Below are 13,719 nucleotides of genomic sequence, written 5' to 3' on the forward strand. Positions count from 1 at the left end.
TCAGCCGACCTGCTCGGCGACCTCGCTCAGGAACCGGTCGCCGAGATCCGCGAGCTTCGCGACGTCCCGCACGGTCGTCAGCGGCAGGATGAACTCGTCCACGCCGGCCGCGGCGTACGCGGCCATCGTCTCGACGAGCTGTGCGGCCGATCCCCCGATCGCCGGGCGTCCCTGCGCCTGCATCTCGGCGGCCCTGGCCGCGTCGTCGAAGAAGACGAGCGCCTGGGTCGTCCGCCAGAGCGAGCCGGGATCGCGGCCGGCTTCCTCGAGCGCGGCCGTGAAGATCCGGTTCTTCGCCGCGAACACGTCCGGTGTCGCCCACAGGTTCCACTCGTCGGCGTAGCGCGCGACGAGCTTGGGCATGACCTTCTCGCCCTTGCCGCCGATCAGGATCGGCAGGGTCGCGTGCGGTCCGGGGTTCAGCGACGCGTGCTCGAGGCGGTAGCGCTCGCCCTCGAAGTCGGCGAACTCACTGCCGTCGTGGGCGCTGTCGCGCAGCGCGGTCCACACCTGCAGCGCCTCGCGGAACCAGCGGATCCGGCTCGGGACGTCACCGAACTCGACGCCGAAGGCGCGGTGCTCGTTCTCCTGCCACCCGGCGCCCACGCCGAGCACGAACCTCCCGTCGGAGATGTCGCTGAGCGCAGCCGCCTGCTTCGCCACGACGGCCGGATGCCGATACGTGTTGCCGAGCACGAGGGATCCGAGCCGCACACCCGGCACGGTCGCCGCGAGCGCGGTCAGCTGCGTCAGGCACTCGCCGCGCGCACCGTCGTTGGGCTCGGGCGTGTTGTCCATGAAGTGGTCCTCGAGCCACAGGCCCCGCCAGCGCGCGGTGCCCGCGGTGGCGCCGGCGGCGTGGGTCGCGGCCGCGCGCAGATCGCGCCACGGGAGGTTCGCGGGGAGCCAGAGACTGAACTTCATGCTCCCGAGCGTAGTGACGGATCCGGTCGCGAAGGCCCGCAGCATGACCGGGCTACGCTTCGGTCATGCCCCTGGACCGCATCGCGCTGATCTCGGACGTCCACGGCAATCTCGGGGCCCTCGAGGCGGTGCTCGCCGACATCGCCGGCCGCGGGATCACGCGGATCCTGAACCTGGGTGACGTCGCGGGCAAGGGGCCACGCGGGAGCGCCGCGGTCGATCGCGTGGCCGAGGCGTGCGAGCTCACCGTGCGCGGCAACTGGGACGACTTCCTCGAGGGGATCCCGGGCGACGGCCCCGTCGACATGGTGTGGTGGCGCGACGAGCTGCGCCCGGACCAGCGTCGCTGGCTGCGCGAGCTGCCGCTGAGCCACGACCTGCTGGTCAGCGGGCGCCGGATCCGCGTCTTCCACGCCTCCGCCGAGAGCCCGCACGTGCGCGTGCACTTCCACCACACCGATGAGCAGTTCGCGGCGATGTTCGCGAACACCGAGATGACCGGCGACCGGCCCGAGCCGACCGTGGTCGGCTACGGCGACGTCCACGACGCGTACGTCGAGACCGCGGGCGGCCGCACCCTGTTCAACGTCGGCAGCGTCGGCAACCCGCTCGACGAGCCGACGCCGAGCTACGTGATCGTCGAGGGCGTCGTTGACGGCGAGGAGCCCGCGTCGTTCGGACTGCAGTTCGTGCGGGTGCCGTACGACGTGGAGGCGGAGATCGCGGTGGCCGAGCGGCTCGACATGCCGCGCACGGCCGAATGGGCCTCCGAGCTGCGCACGGCGAGATACCGCGGAGCCGTCACGCCGCTGTGAGGGTGATGCGCCCCGCGGCGACGTCGGCCGACGTCACGCGGATCCGGATCTCGGAGCCGGGATCGCGGGGCTCGGGGATCGTCGCCGTGACGAACGGATCCGCGATCTGGATGCGAGAGCCGCCCTTCGTCTGCGAGACCACGACGGCGCCGAGCTCCTCGCCGACGCGCGAGTGCAGCACGGCGGCCTCCACGCGGTCGATCGCGCCCGCCTCGAGACGGCTCGCGAGCGATCCGGACCGGCGCATGATCTCCGGCAGGTCGGGCAGCGCCTCGTGCGCCCAGCCGGGGCCGTCCGTGCACATCGCGAGCACGAAGCGGTCGACGAGGCGGCGCAGCGGAGCGGTCGTGTGCGCGTAGGGTGCGCCGATCGCGGCCTGCGCCGGCTCGGTGGGTGGCTCGCCGTCGAACGCGACGTAGTCCGCGCCGCGGAAGAGCCCGCTTGCGGCCTGCATGATCGCGGGCGCGGCCGCGTCGGAGTGGTCCACGCGACGGAGGTATTCCCCGTACGGCATGCCCTCGGCCCACGGGCGCCCGATCGCGGCCACGCGGCGGCGGAACTCGGCGATCGCCTCCGGGTCGGCGGGAGGCAGCGTGCGCAGGATGCCCGTGCCGCGCTCGAGCATGATCGCCGCGGCGGCCATGCCGGTCATGAGGGAGATCTGCGCGTTCCAGTCCTCGACGGGCAGCGTCACGCGCGCCCGCAGGACGTAGCCGTCCGGCGTCGCGGCGATCTCCTCCTCGGGCGAGCTGAGGCTCGCACCGCCCCGCGCGGCCTCCTGTGCGATCAGCGCCGGACCCGCCTCCGCCAGCAGGGCGATCGAGTCGGGCGCGGAGCCCGCGTCGACGGCCGCCTGCGCCTCGGCATAGCTCCACCGGCGTCGCGAGCGCACCCACGCGCGGACCGGAGGACGCGCCGGCTCGTGCTGCACGCCCCGTGCGTCGAGAGCGAACCGCCACACGTACGCCCGGCGATCCTGCTCGGGGAGCAGGGAGGCGGCCCCGTGCGACAGCACCTCGGGGTGCAGCGGCACCGAGCCGTCGGGCGCGTACAGCGTCTGCCCGCGGCGGCGGGTCTCGGCGTCGATCGCGCCGTCCGGACGCACGAAGGCGGCGAGGTCGGCGATCGCGTAGTGCACGACCCAGCCCGATCCCTCCGGGCCGGGTCCGTCGCGCTCGATGCACAGCGCCTGATCCAGATCCCGGGATCCCTCCGGGTCGATCGTGTGGAACTCGAGATCGCGCAGGTCCGCGCGATCCGGATCCGATCCGTCCACGGCCTCGCCCGCCGCGACGACCGCCTCGGCCTCGGCGATCACGTCGGCCGGGAACCCCTGCGGCAGCTCGAGGTCGCGGCGGAGGTCGGCGAGCGACTCGGCCAGGGCGGTCTGGACGGCGGACGGCGACAGATGCGCGTGGCGTGCCGGCATGCGGTCAGCCTATGCCGATCGCTCCGGCCCGGCCCCGGTCGTCGAGCGCGCGCACCGAGTCGAGACGCCCCGCGGCGACGGGCCCGCCCGTCCGGATCAGTGCAGCGCGCCGGCGGACAGACCGCTGTCGGCGTGCACGTCCAGGGCGGTCCGGATCGCGATCTGCAGCGCGTGCGCGATGTCGATCGCGGGAAGCGACGGTGCCCCCGCCGGAGCGGTCTCGATCGACCACGGCACGTGCACGAAGCCCGCGCGCATGCCAGGTCGCCGGGCTGCCTCGTGGGCGGCGACGTAGAACACGTGGTTGCAGACGAACGTCCCCGCGGTGTGCGACACCGACGCCGGGATGCCCTCGGCGGCGATCGCCGCGGAGATCGCCTTGACCGGCAGGGACGCGAAGTGCGCCGCCGGACCGCCCTCGACCGACGGCTCGTCGACCGGCCGCGCGCCGGCGTTGTCCGGGATCCGCGCATCCCGCAGGTTCACGGCGATCCGCTCGGGCGTGACGTCGGCGCGTCCCCCGGCGAGCCCGGTCGCGATGACGACGTCCGGGGCGAACTCCGTGATCAGCTCGCGCAGCTCTGCGGCCGAGGCGTCGAACTCCACCGGAAGGGTCGCGGTGACCAGCGTCTCGGGCCCGGCCCACGTCAGCGCGGCCTCGGCGACGGCCTCACCCGACGGGTTGCGGGCATCCCCGCCGAACGCCTCGAATCCGGTCAGCAGCACGGTGGTCATCGAACCAGCGTAGGTCCGGTCAGGAGCGATCCCGCTCCTCCTTCCACTCCTGCAGCAGCGCGGGGACGCGACGCCCGACGAAACGCAGGAAGCCCGCGCTGTCGGCCGTGCGCGCGTGCGCGGCGCCGCCGGGATCGAGCACGGCGGCGAGCTGTTCGAGGCTCTCCGCCCCGCGGTCGTAGACGCCCGACTGCGAGGTCATGCCGTTGTACCAGTCCTCGGCGATCTGCCAGCGGCGGCGGCGATGCCCCGGATCGGAGACGCGGTGCACCACGGCGATCATCTCGAGGTAGCGCACACCGCCCGAGACGGCCGCCGCGCTCACCCCGAGGATGCGGCCGAGCTCCGCCGCGGTGAGCGATCCGCTCTCCGACGACAGCAGGGCCACCAGGATCCGGGCGGGCATGGTCGGGAAGCCGAGCGCGGCGAGGACGGCGGCGGATCGCTCCGCCGCCTCCGTCACGCGCGCCTCGCGCGGGTCATCCTGCGTCATCCGGTCGTCAGCTCCCGCCGGTCCGCCGCCACCACGCCGAACACCGTCAGGATCACGCCGATGCCGAGCAGCCAGAGCCCGCCCGTCCAGTCGGTCTCGTCGCCGGTCGGAAGCGGCGAGTGGGCGAACGGCGAGAGGTCGACGACGCCTTCGGGCAGGCCGAACAGCGGTCCGAAGAAGCCGATCATCGCGGAGACGCCCACGACGGTCCAGGCCAGCGGGATCGTGGCGTGCGGGATCACCGCGAAGACCACGAGCGTGAGGCCGAGGAACACCAGGCTCACCGGCAGCTGCGCGGCTGCCGCCTCCCAGACGAGTGCGAGCAGGCCGCCCGGGCTATCGCTCGTCAGCGCGCCCAGCGAGCCCGCGGCTCCCGCCGCGGCGAGCACGACGACGATCACCGCGACGCCGACGATCGCGTACTCGAGGATCCACCGCAGGCGCGGCACGCGGGTCGCGAGCACCGCCTCGGCCGTGCCGTGCACCTCCTCCTGGCGCGCGCGGATGCCGACCTGCACCGCGCAGCACGCCGCGAGGATGCCGATCAGGCTGAAGAAGGTGCCGACGAACGCCTGCTCGAGGGTGGCGTCCTCGCCGATGGCCGCGCGCAGCGTGTCCATGACCGCCGGCGCCTCCCCGGCGAGCTGGTCGACGAGGCCCGTCAGCGAGGTGGCGAGCAGCCCCGTGGCGACCGCGCCGATCGTCCACGACCACAGGGTCGACTGGTTGAGCCGCCACGCGAGCCCGAAGGAGGACGACAGGATCGGCCCGGCCGTGGCTCGTCCCTTCGCTCCCGGCAGCAGGCTCGCGCCCATGTCGCGCACGGAGAGCAGCAGGATGACCGCGATCACGCACACGGCGGCGAACACGAGCGGGACGAGCAGCGGCAGGAGGTCGTCGTCGACGTAGGCGCCGGTGAGCTGGCCCCAGCCGATGGGGGAGAGGTACGTCGGCCAGGCCGGCGTCACGTGCAGCAGGTCGTCGGACGGCGTGCCGGCGGCGTCGCCGACGCCGCGCATCAGGTACGAGCCGAGCACGAACGCCACGCCGATGCCGTTGGCGCCGCGGCCCGTGCGGAACAGCTGGGCGGCGAACAGCCCGAACCCGAGGAACGCCGCGCCCGCGGCGGCGACCGCCGCGCCGAATACCAGCGATCCCTCGAGCGGCAGCCCGCCCGCGGCGAGCGCGAGGGCGAGTGCGAAGCCCAGGCCGATGACGGCGAGCAGACCGTGGACGACCGTCGCGATCGTCGGCAGCACGCGGCCCGCGGGTGTCGCGCCCACGAGCTCGGCGCGGCCGGCCTCCTCCTCGGCGCGCGTGTGCCGCACCGCGAGGAACGACGCCATGAGCCCGGCCATCACGGCCAGCCACGTGAACAGCTGGAAGAACGCGAACGCCGGGGCATCGGCGCCGTTCGGCGTGCCGCGGAAGACCAGGACCGTGCGGCTCGCCACCGCGATCGTGAGGATGTCCTTCCTCTCGGTCTCGTCGCCGTACGTCGTGTCCAGCGCGCCGACCGAGACGACGGCGAGCAGGCCCAGGCCGCCGATCCACAGCAGCAGCTGCAGCCAGTCGCGGCGGGCGCGCTGCCGCAGGAGCGTGAGCAGCAGGCTCATGACGCGGCCCTGCGCTGGGCGCGCGTCTTCGGCGCATCGAGCGCCGCCTCTTCGCGCGCGATGTCATCGCCGTAGTGCCGCATGAAGAGCTCCTCGAGCGAGGGCGGCGCCACGGTGAGGCCCTGCACCCGCAGGTGGGCGAGCGCGGGCAGCACGTCGGCGACCGCGTCGCTGTCGACCGTGAACGTCACGTGTCCACTCGTCGACCGCAGGTCGTGTGCCTGGGGCACGGCGCCGAGCGCCTCGATCGCGGAGGTCTCGATCTCTCCCTGCGCGAAGGAGATCTCCGTGCGCGACAGATGACGCAGATCCGCGAGCGTCCCCGACTCCACGAGCACGCCCGCGCGGATGATCGAGACGCGGTCGCACAGCTGCTCGACCTCGCTGAGGATGTGACTCGACAGCAGCACGGTGGCGCCCTCGCCCGCGGCGCGGCGGATCTCCTCCTGGAACACCGCCTCCATCAGCGGATCCAGGCCGCTCGTCGGCTCATCGAGGATGTACAGCTCGGCGGGCGTCGCGAAGGCGGCGATGAGGGCGGCCTTCTGCCGGTTGCCCTTCGAGTAGGCGCGACCCTTCTTGCGCGGATCGAACTCGAACGCCTCCATCAGGCGCCCGCGTCGATCGGCGTACGTCTTCCGGTCCGACGCCCCGCCGCGCAGGCGCGTGAGCAGGTCGATCGCCTCTCCGCCGGAGAAGTTGGGCCACAGGCTCACGTCTCCCGGCACGTAGGCGACGCGCGCGTGCAGTTCGGCCGCGTGGCGCCACGGGTCGCGGCCGAACACGGTGACCTCGCCGCCGGTGGCGCGGGCGAGGCCCAGCAGGATGCGAATCGTCGTCGACTTCCCCGCGCCGTTCGGGCCGAGGAAGCCGTGCACCTCGCCCGGCTGCACCTCGAGGTCGAGACCGTTCAGGGCGATGGCGCGGCCGAAGCGCTTCTGCAGGCCGCGCGTCTGGATCACAGCTGTCATGGCGCCGACGGTATTGAGCTTTCACAAAATTGTGAAGATTCCTCACGAAACCCTCACGCGGCGGGTCCCGATCCGTTCGTGAGAACGCGCGACGCGCCCGATCCATAGACTGGTGCCCTATGGTCACGCGGCTCTCTTCCTTCTTCTTCCGCTCCCTCCGGGAGGACCCCGCCGACGCGGAGGTCATCAGCCACAGGCTGCTGGTGCGCGCGGGCTACATCCGCCGTCAGGCGCCGGGCATCTTCGCCTGGCTGCCGCTCGGCCTGCGGGTCAAGGCGAAGATCGAGATGATCGTGCGCGAGGAGATGGCCGCCGCGGGCGCGCAGGAGGTGCACTTCCCGGCGCTCATGCCGCGCGAGCCCTACGAGGCGACGAACCGCTGGACCGAGTACGGCGACGGCATCTTCCGCCTCAAGGACCGTCACGACGCCGACTACCTGCTCGCGCCCACGCACGAAGAGGCCTTCACGCTGCTGGTGAAGGACCTGTACTCGTCGTACAAGGACCTGCCGCTGACGATCTACCAGATCCAGGACAAGTACCGGGATGAGGCCCGCCCGCGTGCCGGCCTGCTGCGCGGCCGCGAGTTCACGATGAAGGACGCCTACTCGTTCGACTACTCGGACGAGGGTCTGGACGCGTCGTACGACGCGCAGCGCGCCGCGTACGAGCGCATCTTCCAGCGCCTCGGCATGGAATACGTGATCGTGAAGGCCGATGCCGGAGCCATGGGCGGGTCGAAGTCGGAGGAGTTCCTGCACCCCACGCCGATCGGCGAGGACACGTTCGTGCGCTCGGAGGGCGGCTACACCGCCAACGTCGAGGCGTTCGAGACGAAGGCGCCCGACGCCCTGCCGATCGCGGAAGGGTCACCCGTCGTGTTCGATTCGCCCGGCACCACGACGATCGCGACGCTGGTCGCGCACGCGAACACGGTGCTGGATCGCGAGGTCGGTCCCGCGGGCACGCTCAAGAACGTGGTGCTCGCGCTGGTGCGCCCGGATCACTCGCGCGAGCTGGTCGTGATCGGGCTGCCCGGCGACCGGGACGTGGACATGAAGCGCGTCGAGGCGGCGTTCGCCCCGGCCGAGGTCGAGGCCGCCACGGACGCCGACTTCGCGAAGCACCCGCAGCTCGTCCGCGGCTTCATCGGCCCCTGGACCGCCGACGGCGCGCTCCTGGGGGAGGAGGCCTCGACCGGCATCCGCTACCTGGTCGATCCCCGCGTGGTGGCCGGCACCTCGTGGATCACGGGCGCGAACGAGGCGGACAAGCACGTGCACTCGCTCGTGGCGGGCCGCGACTTCACGCCGGACGGCACGATCGAGGCCGCGACCCTGCGCGAGGGCGACATCGCCCCGGACGGCACGCCCATCACGCTCGAGCGCGGCATGGAGATCGGCCACGTGTTCCAGCTCGGCCGCAAGTACGCCGAGGCGCTCGGCCTCAAGGTCCTGGATCAGAACGGCAAGCTCGTGACCGTCACGATGGGCTCCTACGGCATCGGCGTCACGCGCATCCTCGCCGCGGTCGCCGAGCTCAACAACGACGACAAGGGCCTCATCTGGCCGGCATCGGTCGCTCCGTTCGACGTCCACGTGGTCGCCACGGGCAAGGGCGACGACGCGCTGAACCTCGGTGAGGAGGTCGTGGTGCAGCTGGAGGCCGCGGGCCTCGACGTGCTGTTCGACGACCGCCCGAAGGTCTCGCCCGGCGTGAAGTTCGGCGACGCCGAGCTCATCGGCGTGCCGCAGCTGCTGGTCGTCGGCCGCGGCGCCGCGGACGGCGAGGTCGAGCTCTGGGACCGCCGCACGGGTGACCGCGAGGTCGTCCCCGCCGCGGACGCGATCGCGCGCCTCACCGCGCGCTGACAGAGCGACGCACGACGCCCCCGGCCTCACGGCCGGGGGCGTCGTGCTTTATATCGGCTTGTTTCCCTGCCCGTAACCTTCGCGCCCACGGGCGGAAATCGACCGCGTGCAGAGTTGGGGCGTTCTGCCCGGCGGGACGTCTTCACAGTCGTGATTCCCTGATCCCCTGACGTTCCCCAACCTTCCTTCCCTTCTCGAGCCGGAGACCTGAATGTCCCTTTTCGGTCCGGCCCCGGCGCGTCGACGCGTCGCGGCCATCGCGAGCGCCGCCCTCACAGCGGGCTGCCTCGCATCCTTCGTCCCCACGGCGGCGTTCGCCGCCCCTGACGGCAGCAAGGTCGTCATCAACGAGGTCTACGGCGGGGGTGGCAACGGCGGCGCGACCTACAAGAACGACTTCGTCGAGCTGTACAACCCGACGGACGCCGACGTGAGCCTCGCCGGCTGGTCGCTGTACGCGTCCTCCGCGACGAGCGCGACGGCCCTGTACAACTCCGGTCGTCTCGCGTTGACGGGCACGATTCCCGCAGGCGGCCACTACCTGGTGCAGGCCGCCGCCGGAACGGGCGGGACCACCGACCTGCCCGCCCCGGATCAGACCGTGGACTGGGCGATGGGCGCGGGCGGCTTCAAGGTGCTCCTGACCGGACCCGGGGCCGCGACGCGCACCGGCATCCCGAGCGGCGACTTCGTCGGCGCTGCGATCGACGGCTACGTCGACGGCGTCGGCGTCGGCAACGCGAACGGCTTCGAGGCCGCCGTCGGCGCGACCCCCTCCGCGGCGGTGTCGGCTCACCGCACGGACGGCGCCGACTCGGACAGCAACGCGGCGGACTTCGCCACCGCCGCCCCGAGCCCGGAGAGCTCGGGCCTCACGCCCGACCCGGAGCCCACCGAGCCGAGCCCGACGCCGACCGAGACCGCGCCGGCGACCGTGACCCCGGTCCGCGACGTGCAGGGCACGGGCGACACGTCGCCCGTGAACGGCAGGACCGTCACGGTCGAGGGCGTCGTCACGGCCGACTACCGCAGCGGCGGCTTCAACGGCTTCTACCTGCAGGACCCGGCCGGCGACCCCGCCGACGGCAAGTCCGACGGCATCTTCGTCTACGGCGCGAACGCGCGCGCCGAGATCGGCCAGAGCGTCCGCGTCACCGGTCCCGTGAGCGAGTACAACGGCACGACCGAGATCACGCCCGCCGCCGGCGGCGTCGCGGTGCTGCCGGAGTCGCTCGGCACCGTCACGCCGGTCAGCGTCGCCAACTGGGCCGCGCTCGACACCGCCGCCGAGAAGGAGGCGCACGAGGGCGAGCTGGTGCTCCCCACCGAGTCGTTCACGGTGAGCGACAACTACGACGCGAACTACTACGCGTCGTTCCTGCTCGCCGCGGGCGAGGGCGAGCTGAAGACGCCGACCGAGGAGGCCGACGCCGCCGACACCGCGGGCATCGCCGCGATCGTCGCCGAGAACGCCGCGCGCTCGATCACGATCGACGACGGCCAGAGCACGAACTTCAACAGCAGCGCCAATAAGGCGGTCCCGCTGCCGTATCTGACGCCGGAGAACCCGGTCCGCATCGGCTCGACGGCCCAGTTCCAGGCGGCTGGCATCCTCGAGTACCGCAACAGCCTCTGGAACCTGCAGCCCACGACCCCGATCACGGGGGACGGATCGGGCTTCGTCGCCTTCAGCGACGAGCGCACCCCGAACCTCGCGCCCCAGGACGTGGGCGGCGACATCCGCCTGGCCACGTTCAACGTGCTGAACTACTTCGCCACCACGGCCGAGGAGTACGTGGCGTCCGGCGGCTCGTGCTCGACGTACGCCGATCGCGCGGGCGACCCCGTGACCGCGAACGACTGCGGTCCGACCGGTCCGCGCGGCGCCGCCGAGGCCGAGGACCTGGAGCGCCAGGAGATCAAGATCGTCAAGGCGATCAACGCGCTCGACGCGTCGATCGTGTCGCTCGAGGAGATCGAGAACTCCGCGCACTTCGGGAAGGAGCGCGACTTCGCCGTCGCGACGCTGGTCGACGCGCTGAACGAGAACGCCGGATCGGACGTGTGGGAGTTCGTGCCGTCGCCGGCCACGCGCCCCGACGTCGCGGACGAGGACGTCATCCGCACCGCGTTCATCTACAAGCCGGCGAACGTCGCGCCGGTGGGCGAGTCCCGGATCCTGATCGACGAGACGCACTTCGGCAACGCGCGGGAGCCGCTGTTCCAGGCGTTCAAGGCCGCCGGAGGCGCGGACGAGGACGCGTTCCTCGTGTCGGTGAACCACTTCAAGTCGAAGGGCTCGGGCACGGACGACGGAACCGGCCAGGGCAACGCCAACCAGGACCGCATCGGCCAGGCGCAGGCGCTGCTGGACTTCACGGCTCAGCTGGAGACCGAGACCGGCATCGACGCGGTGTTCTTCACCGGTGACTTCAACGCGTACTCGTCCGAGGACCCGGTGCAGCTCATCGAGGACGCCGGCTATACCGAGGTCAACCGCGAGTTCAACGACGGCGAGGCGACGTACAGCTTCGACGGCATGGCGGGATCGCTCGACCACGTGTTCGCCAACGACGCGGCGCTCGAGTTGGTCACCGACGTCGACGTGTGGCAGATCAATGCCCAGGAGCAGGTCGGCTTCGAGTACAGCCGCCACAACTACAACGCGACGATCCTGTACGACGAGTCGGTGTTCCGCGCGAGCGACCACAACCCCGAGATCGTCGGCCTGGATCTGCCGGATGTGGCCGCCCCGATCGACCTGGACCTCGTGAACATCAACGACTTCCACGGCCGCATCGACGGCAACACGCTGGACTTCGCCAGGACGGTGGAAGACCTCAAGGCGCAGAATCCCGAGGGCACGACGTTCGTGTCGGCGGGTGACAACATCGGCGCCTCGTTGTTCGCGTCCGCGACGCAGAAGGATACGCCCACGCTCGACGTGCTGGACGCGCTCGGCCTGCAGACCTCGGCGGTCGGCAACCACGAGTTCGACCAGGGCTTCGCCGACCTCACCGACCGCGTGAGCCAGGAGGCCGACTTCAGCTACCTGGGAGCGAACGTCTACGAGAAGGGCACCGAGACCCCGGCGCTCGAGGAGTACGACGTCGTGACGGTGGACGGCGTCGACATCGGCTTCGTCGGCGTGGTCACGCAGGAGACCCCGTCGCTCGTGGCCGGTGCGGGTGTGTCGACCATCGACTTCGGCGACCCGGTGGACGCCCTGAACCGCGTCACCGCGCAGCTGCTCGACGACGACGAGAGCAACGGCGAGGCCGACCTGGTCGTCGCGCTCGTGCACGACGGCGCCGGCGCGGGCACGCCCGACGGGGCGACCATCGAGCAGGAGATCGCCGCGGGCGGGCCGTTCGCCGAGATCGTGACGGAGACCGATCCCCGCGTGGCGGCGATCCTGACGGGGCACACGCACAAGCAGTACGCGTGGGACGCGCCCATCACCGGCACGGACGACACCCGTCCGATCATCCAGACCGGCAACTACGGCGAGTTCCTCGGCCACATCTCGCTCTCGGTCGACCCCGAGACGTTCGACGTCCTGGACTACGACGTCGAGAACGTGAAGCGCATCGCGCCGCCCGTCGCCCCCACCCCGCCTGCGGCCAATGCCACGGAGGAGCAGAAGGCGAAGTACGCGGCGGACAAGGCGCTGTACGACGTCGCGAAGGCGGAGTACGACGCGGATCTCGCGGCGGATCTCGAGGCGAACCCGGTGCTCGCCGAGGTGAAGGCGATCGTCGACGCGGCCCTGGACTACGCGGCGGAGGTCGGCAACGAGCCGGTCGCCTCGGTCACGAAGGACATCACGTCCGCGTTCGCGAACGGATCCTTCATCGACGGCGTCTGGACGGGCGGCACTCGCGACGACCGCGGCAGCGAGTCGGCGCTGGGCAACCTGGTCGCGGACTCGCTGGTCGGCGCCCTGTCGGCCCCCGAGCGCGGCGGCGCCGAGATCGGTGTCGTGAACCCGGGCGGCCTGCGCAACGAGCTGTACTACAAGGGCAGCTCGGTGGGCGAGGGCGACGGCGTCGTGACGTACGCCGAGGCCAACGCGGTCCTGCCGTTCGTCAACAACCTGTGGACCACAACGCTCACGGGCGCGCAGCTCGACGACCTGCTCGAGCAGCAGTGGCAGACGACGACCGAGGGCGGCGCGACCCGTCCGTCGCGGCCGTACCTGGCGCTGGGCCTGTCGAGCAACGTGACCTGGGTCGCCGACACGGCGAACCCGAACGCGACGCCCGGCGACCACGTCGACGCGATCTACATCGACGGCGAGCTCGTGCAGCCGACCGACGAGATCCGCGTGGGCACGTTCTCGTTCCTCGCGGCCCCGGCCGCCACGGCGGGCGACAACTTCTTCGCCTTCCAGCACGGCACGAACCCGACCGACTCCGGTCTGGTCGACCGTGACGCGTGGATCGACTACCTGGCCGACAATGCGCCGCTGTCGCCCTCGTTCGCCCGCACCCGTGCGGTCGCGTCCGAGGTCGGGACCGTCGCGGCCGGCGAGGAGGCGCGGATCGCGCTGTCGGGCCTCAACCTGACGTCGCTCGGCGCGCCGCAGAACACCACGGCGGAGGTGCGCCTCGGCGACGAGGTGCTCGGATCGCTGCCGGTCGCGGCCGACGGATCCGTGGACGGCACGGTCACGATCCCCGCGGACACCGCGGTCGGCGATCACTCCCTCGAGGTCGTCGTCGCTCCGTCGGGCACCATCGTGCGCCTCGCGTTCACGGCCGAGGCCGCCGCTCCGCAGGAGCTGGAGGTCGGGAGGCCGTCGGTGTCGGGGACGGTGAAGGTGACGCAGACGGTGACGGCGAAGCCGGGGACGTGGACGGCGG

At 71.9% G+C, this 13,719-nt stretch carries 9 protein-coding genes; 3 read left to right on the plus strand and 6 right to left on the minus strand.

Features of this window, described 5'->3' with window-relative positions; all coding sequences use genetic code 11:
• Nucleotides 1–924 (minus strand): LLM class flavin-dependent oxidoreductase, encoded by a 924-nt coding sequence (locus tag AAD528_RS12695; RefSeq protein WP_345752443.1) that lies wholly within the window; start codon nucleotides 922–924, stop codon nucleotides 1–3.
• Between the two features lie 65 nt (nucleotides 925–989).
• Here AAD528_RS12695 and AAD528_RS12700 point away from each other — a divergent pair, with 65 nt between their 5' ends.
• Nucleotides 990–1,739: a metallophosphoesterase family protein gene (locus AAD528_RS12700; protein WP_345752444.1), complete on the plus strand. Its 750-nt coding sequence runs from the start codon at nucleotides 990–992 to the stop codon at nucleotides 1,737–1,739.
• Here AAD528_RS12700 and AAD528_RS12705 read toward each other — a convergent pair.
• The 5 genes from AAD528_RS12705 to AAD528_RS12725 form a co-directional block, all read right to left on the minus strand.
• Nucleotides 1,726–3,168: an RNB domain-containing ribonuclease gene (locus AAD528_RS12705; RefSeq protein WP_345752445.1), complete on the minus strand. Its 1,443-nt coding sequence runs from the start codon at nucleotides 3,166–3,168 to the stop codon at nucleotides 1,726–1,728. The genes AAD528_RS12700 and AAD528_RS12705 overlap by 14 nt on opposite strands.
• 96 nt (nucleotides 3,169–3,264) lie before the next feature.
• Nucleotides 3,265–3,903, minus strand: coding sequence for a pyroglutamyl-peptidase I (pcp, locus tag AAD528_RS12710; protein WP_345752446.1), 639 nt, complete (start codon nucleotides 3,901–3,903; stop codon nucleotides 3,265–3,267).
• Nucleotides 3,904–3,922: 19 nt separating this feature from the next.
• A complete protein-coding gene (locus tag AAD528_RS12715; RefSeq protein ID WP_345752447.1) occupies nucleotides 3,923–4,396 on the minus strand; it encodes a GbsR/MarR family transcriptional regulator in 474 nt (157 codons plus the stop codon).
• Complete coding sequence (locus tag AAD528_RS12720) at nucleotides 4,393–6,012, minus strand: ABC transporter permease (protein WP_345752448.1); 1,620 nt, start codon at nucleotides 6,010–6,012, stop codon at nucleotides 4,393–4,395. The genes AAD528_RS12715 and AAD528_RS12720 overlap by 4 nt, the downstream gene beginning before the upstream one ends.
• Complete coding sequence (locus tag AAD528_RS12725; protein ID WP_345752449.1) at nucleotides 6,009–6,983, minus strand: ABC transporter ATP-binding protein; 975 nt, start codon at nucleotides 6,981–6,983, stop codon at nucleotides 6,009–6,011. The genes AAD528_RS12720 and AAD528_RS12725 overlap by 4 nt, the downstream gene beginning before the upstream one ends.
• A gap of 119 nt (nucleotides 6,984–7,102) precedes the next feature.
• Here AAD528_RS12725 and AAD528_RS12730 point away from each other — a divergent pair, with 119 nt between their 5' ends.
• The gene (locus tag AAD528_RS12730; protein ID WP_345752450.1) at nucleotides 7,103–8,854 is read left to right on the plus strand and encodes a proline--tRNA ligase; all 1,752 of its coding nucleotides are present in this window, start codon (nucleotides 7,103–7,105) and stop codon (nucleotides 8,852–8,854) included.
• 211 nt (nucleotides 8,855–9,065) lie between these two features.
• Nucleotides 9,066–13,719: ExeM/NucH family extracellular endonuclease (locus AAD528_RS12735; RefSeq protein WP_345752451.1), on the plus strand; the 4,654-nt coding region annotated here is incomplete at its 3' end.

It is taken from the genome of Microbacterium rhizophilum, from assembly GCF_039605615.1.
Lineage (GTDB): Bacteria > Actinomycetota > Actinomycetes > Actinomycetales > Microbacteriaceae > Microbacterium > Microbacterium rhizophilus.

What these genes read in the sequence shown, in the direction of transcription:
- AAD528_RS12700 (WP_345752444.1), top strand. Translation starts at nt 990, where the DNA reads ATGCCCCTGGACCGCATCGCGCTGATCTCGGACGTCCACGGCAATCTC.
- AAD528_RS12715 (WP_345752447.1), bottom strand. Translation starts at nt 4,396, where the DNA reads ATGACGCAGGATGACCCGCGCGAGGCGCGCGTGACGGAGGCGGCGGAG.
- AAD528_RS12725 (WP_345752449.1), bottom strand. Translation starts at nt 6,983, where the DNA reads ATGACAGCTGTGATCCAGACGCGCGGCCTGCAGAAGCGCTTCGGCCGC.
- AAD528_RS12730 (WP_345752450.1), top strand. Translation starts at nt 7,103, where the DNA reads ATGGTCACGCGGCTCTCTTCCTTCTTCTTCCGCTCCCTCCGGGAGGAC.
- AAD528_RS12720 (WP_345752448.1), bottom strand. Translation starts at nt 6,012, where the DNA reads ATGAGCCTGCTGCTCACGCTCCTGCGGCAGCGCGCCCGCCGCGACTGG.
- AAD528_RS12705 (WP_345752445.1), bottom strand. Translation starts at nt 3,168, where the DNA reads ATGCCGGCACGCCACGCGCATCTGTCGCCGTCCGCCGTCCAGACCGCC.
- AAD528_RS12695 (WP_345752443.1), bottom strand. Translation starts at nt 924, where the DNA reads ATGAAGTTCAGTCTCTGGCTCCCCGCGAACCTCCCGTGGCGCGATCTG.
- pcp (WP_345752446.1), bottom strand. Translation starts at nt 3,903, where the DNA reads ATGACCACCGTGCTGCTGACCGGATTCGAGGCGTTCGGCGGGGATGCC.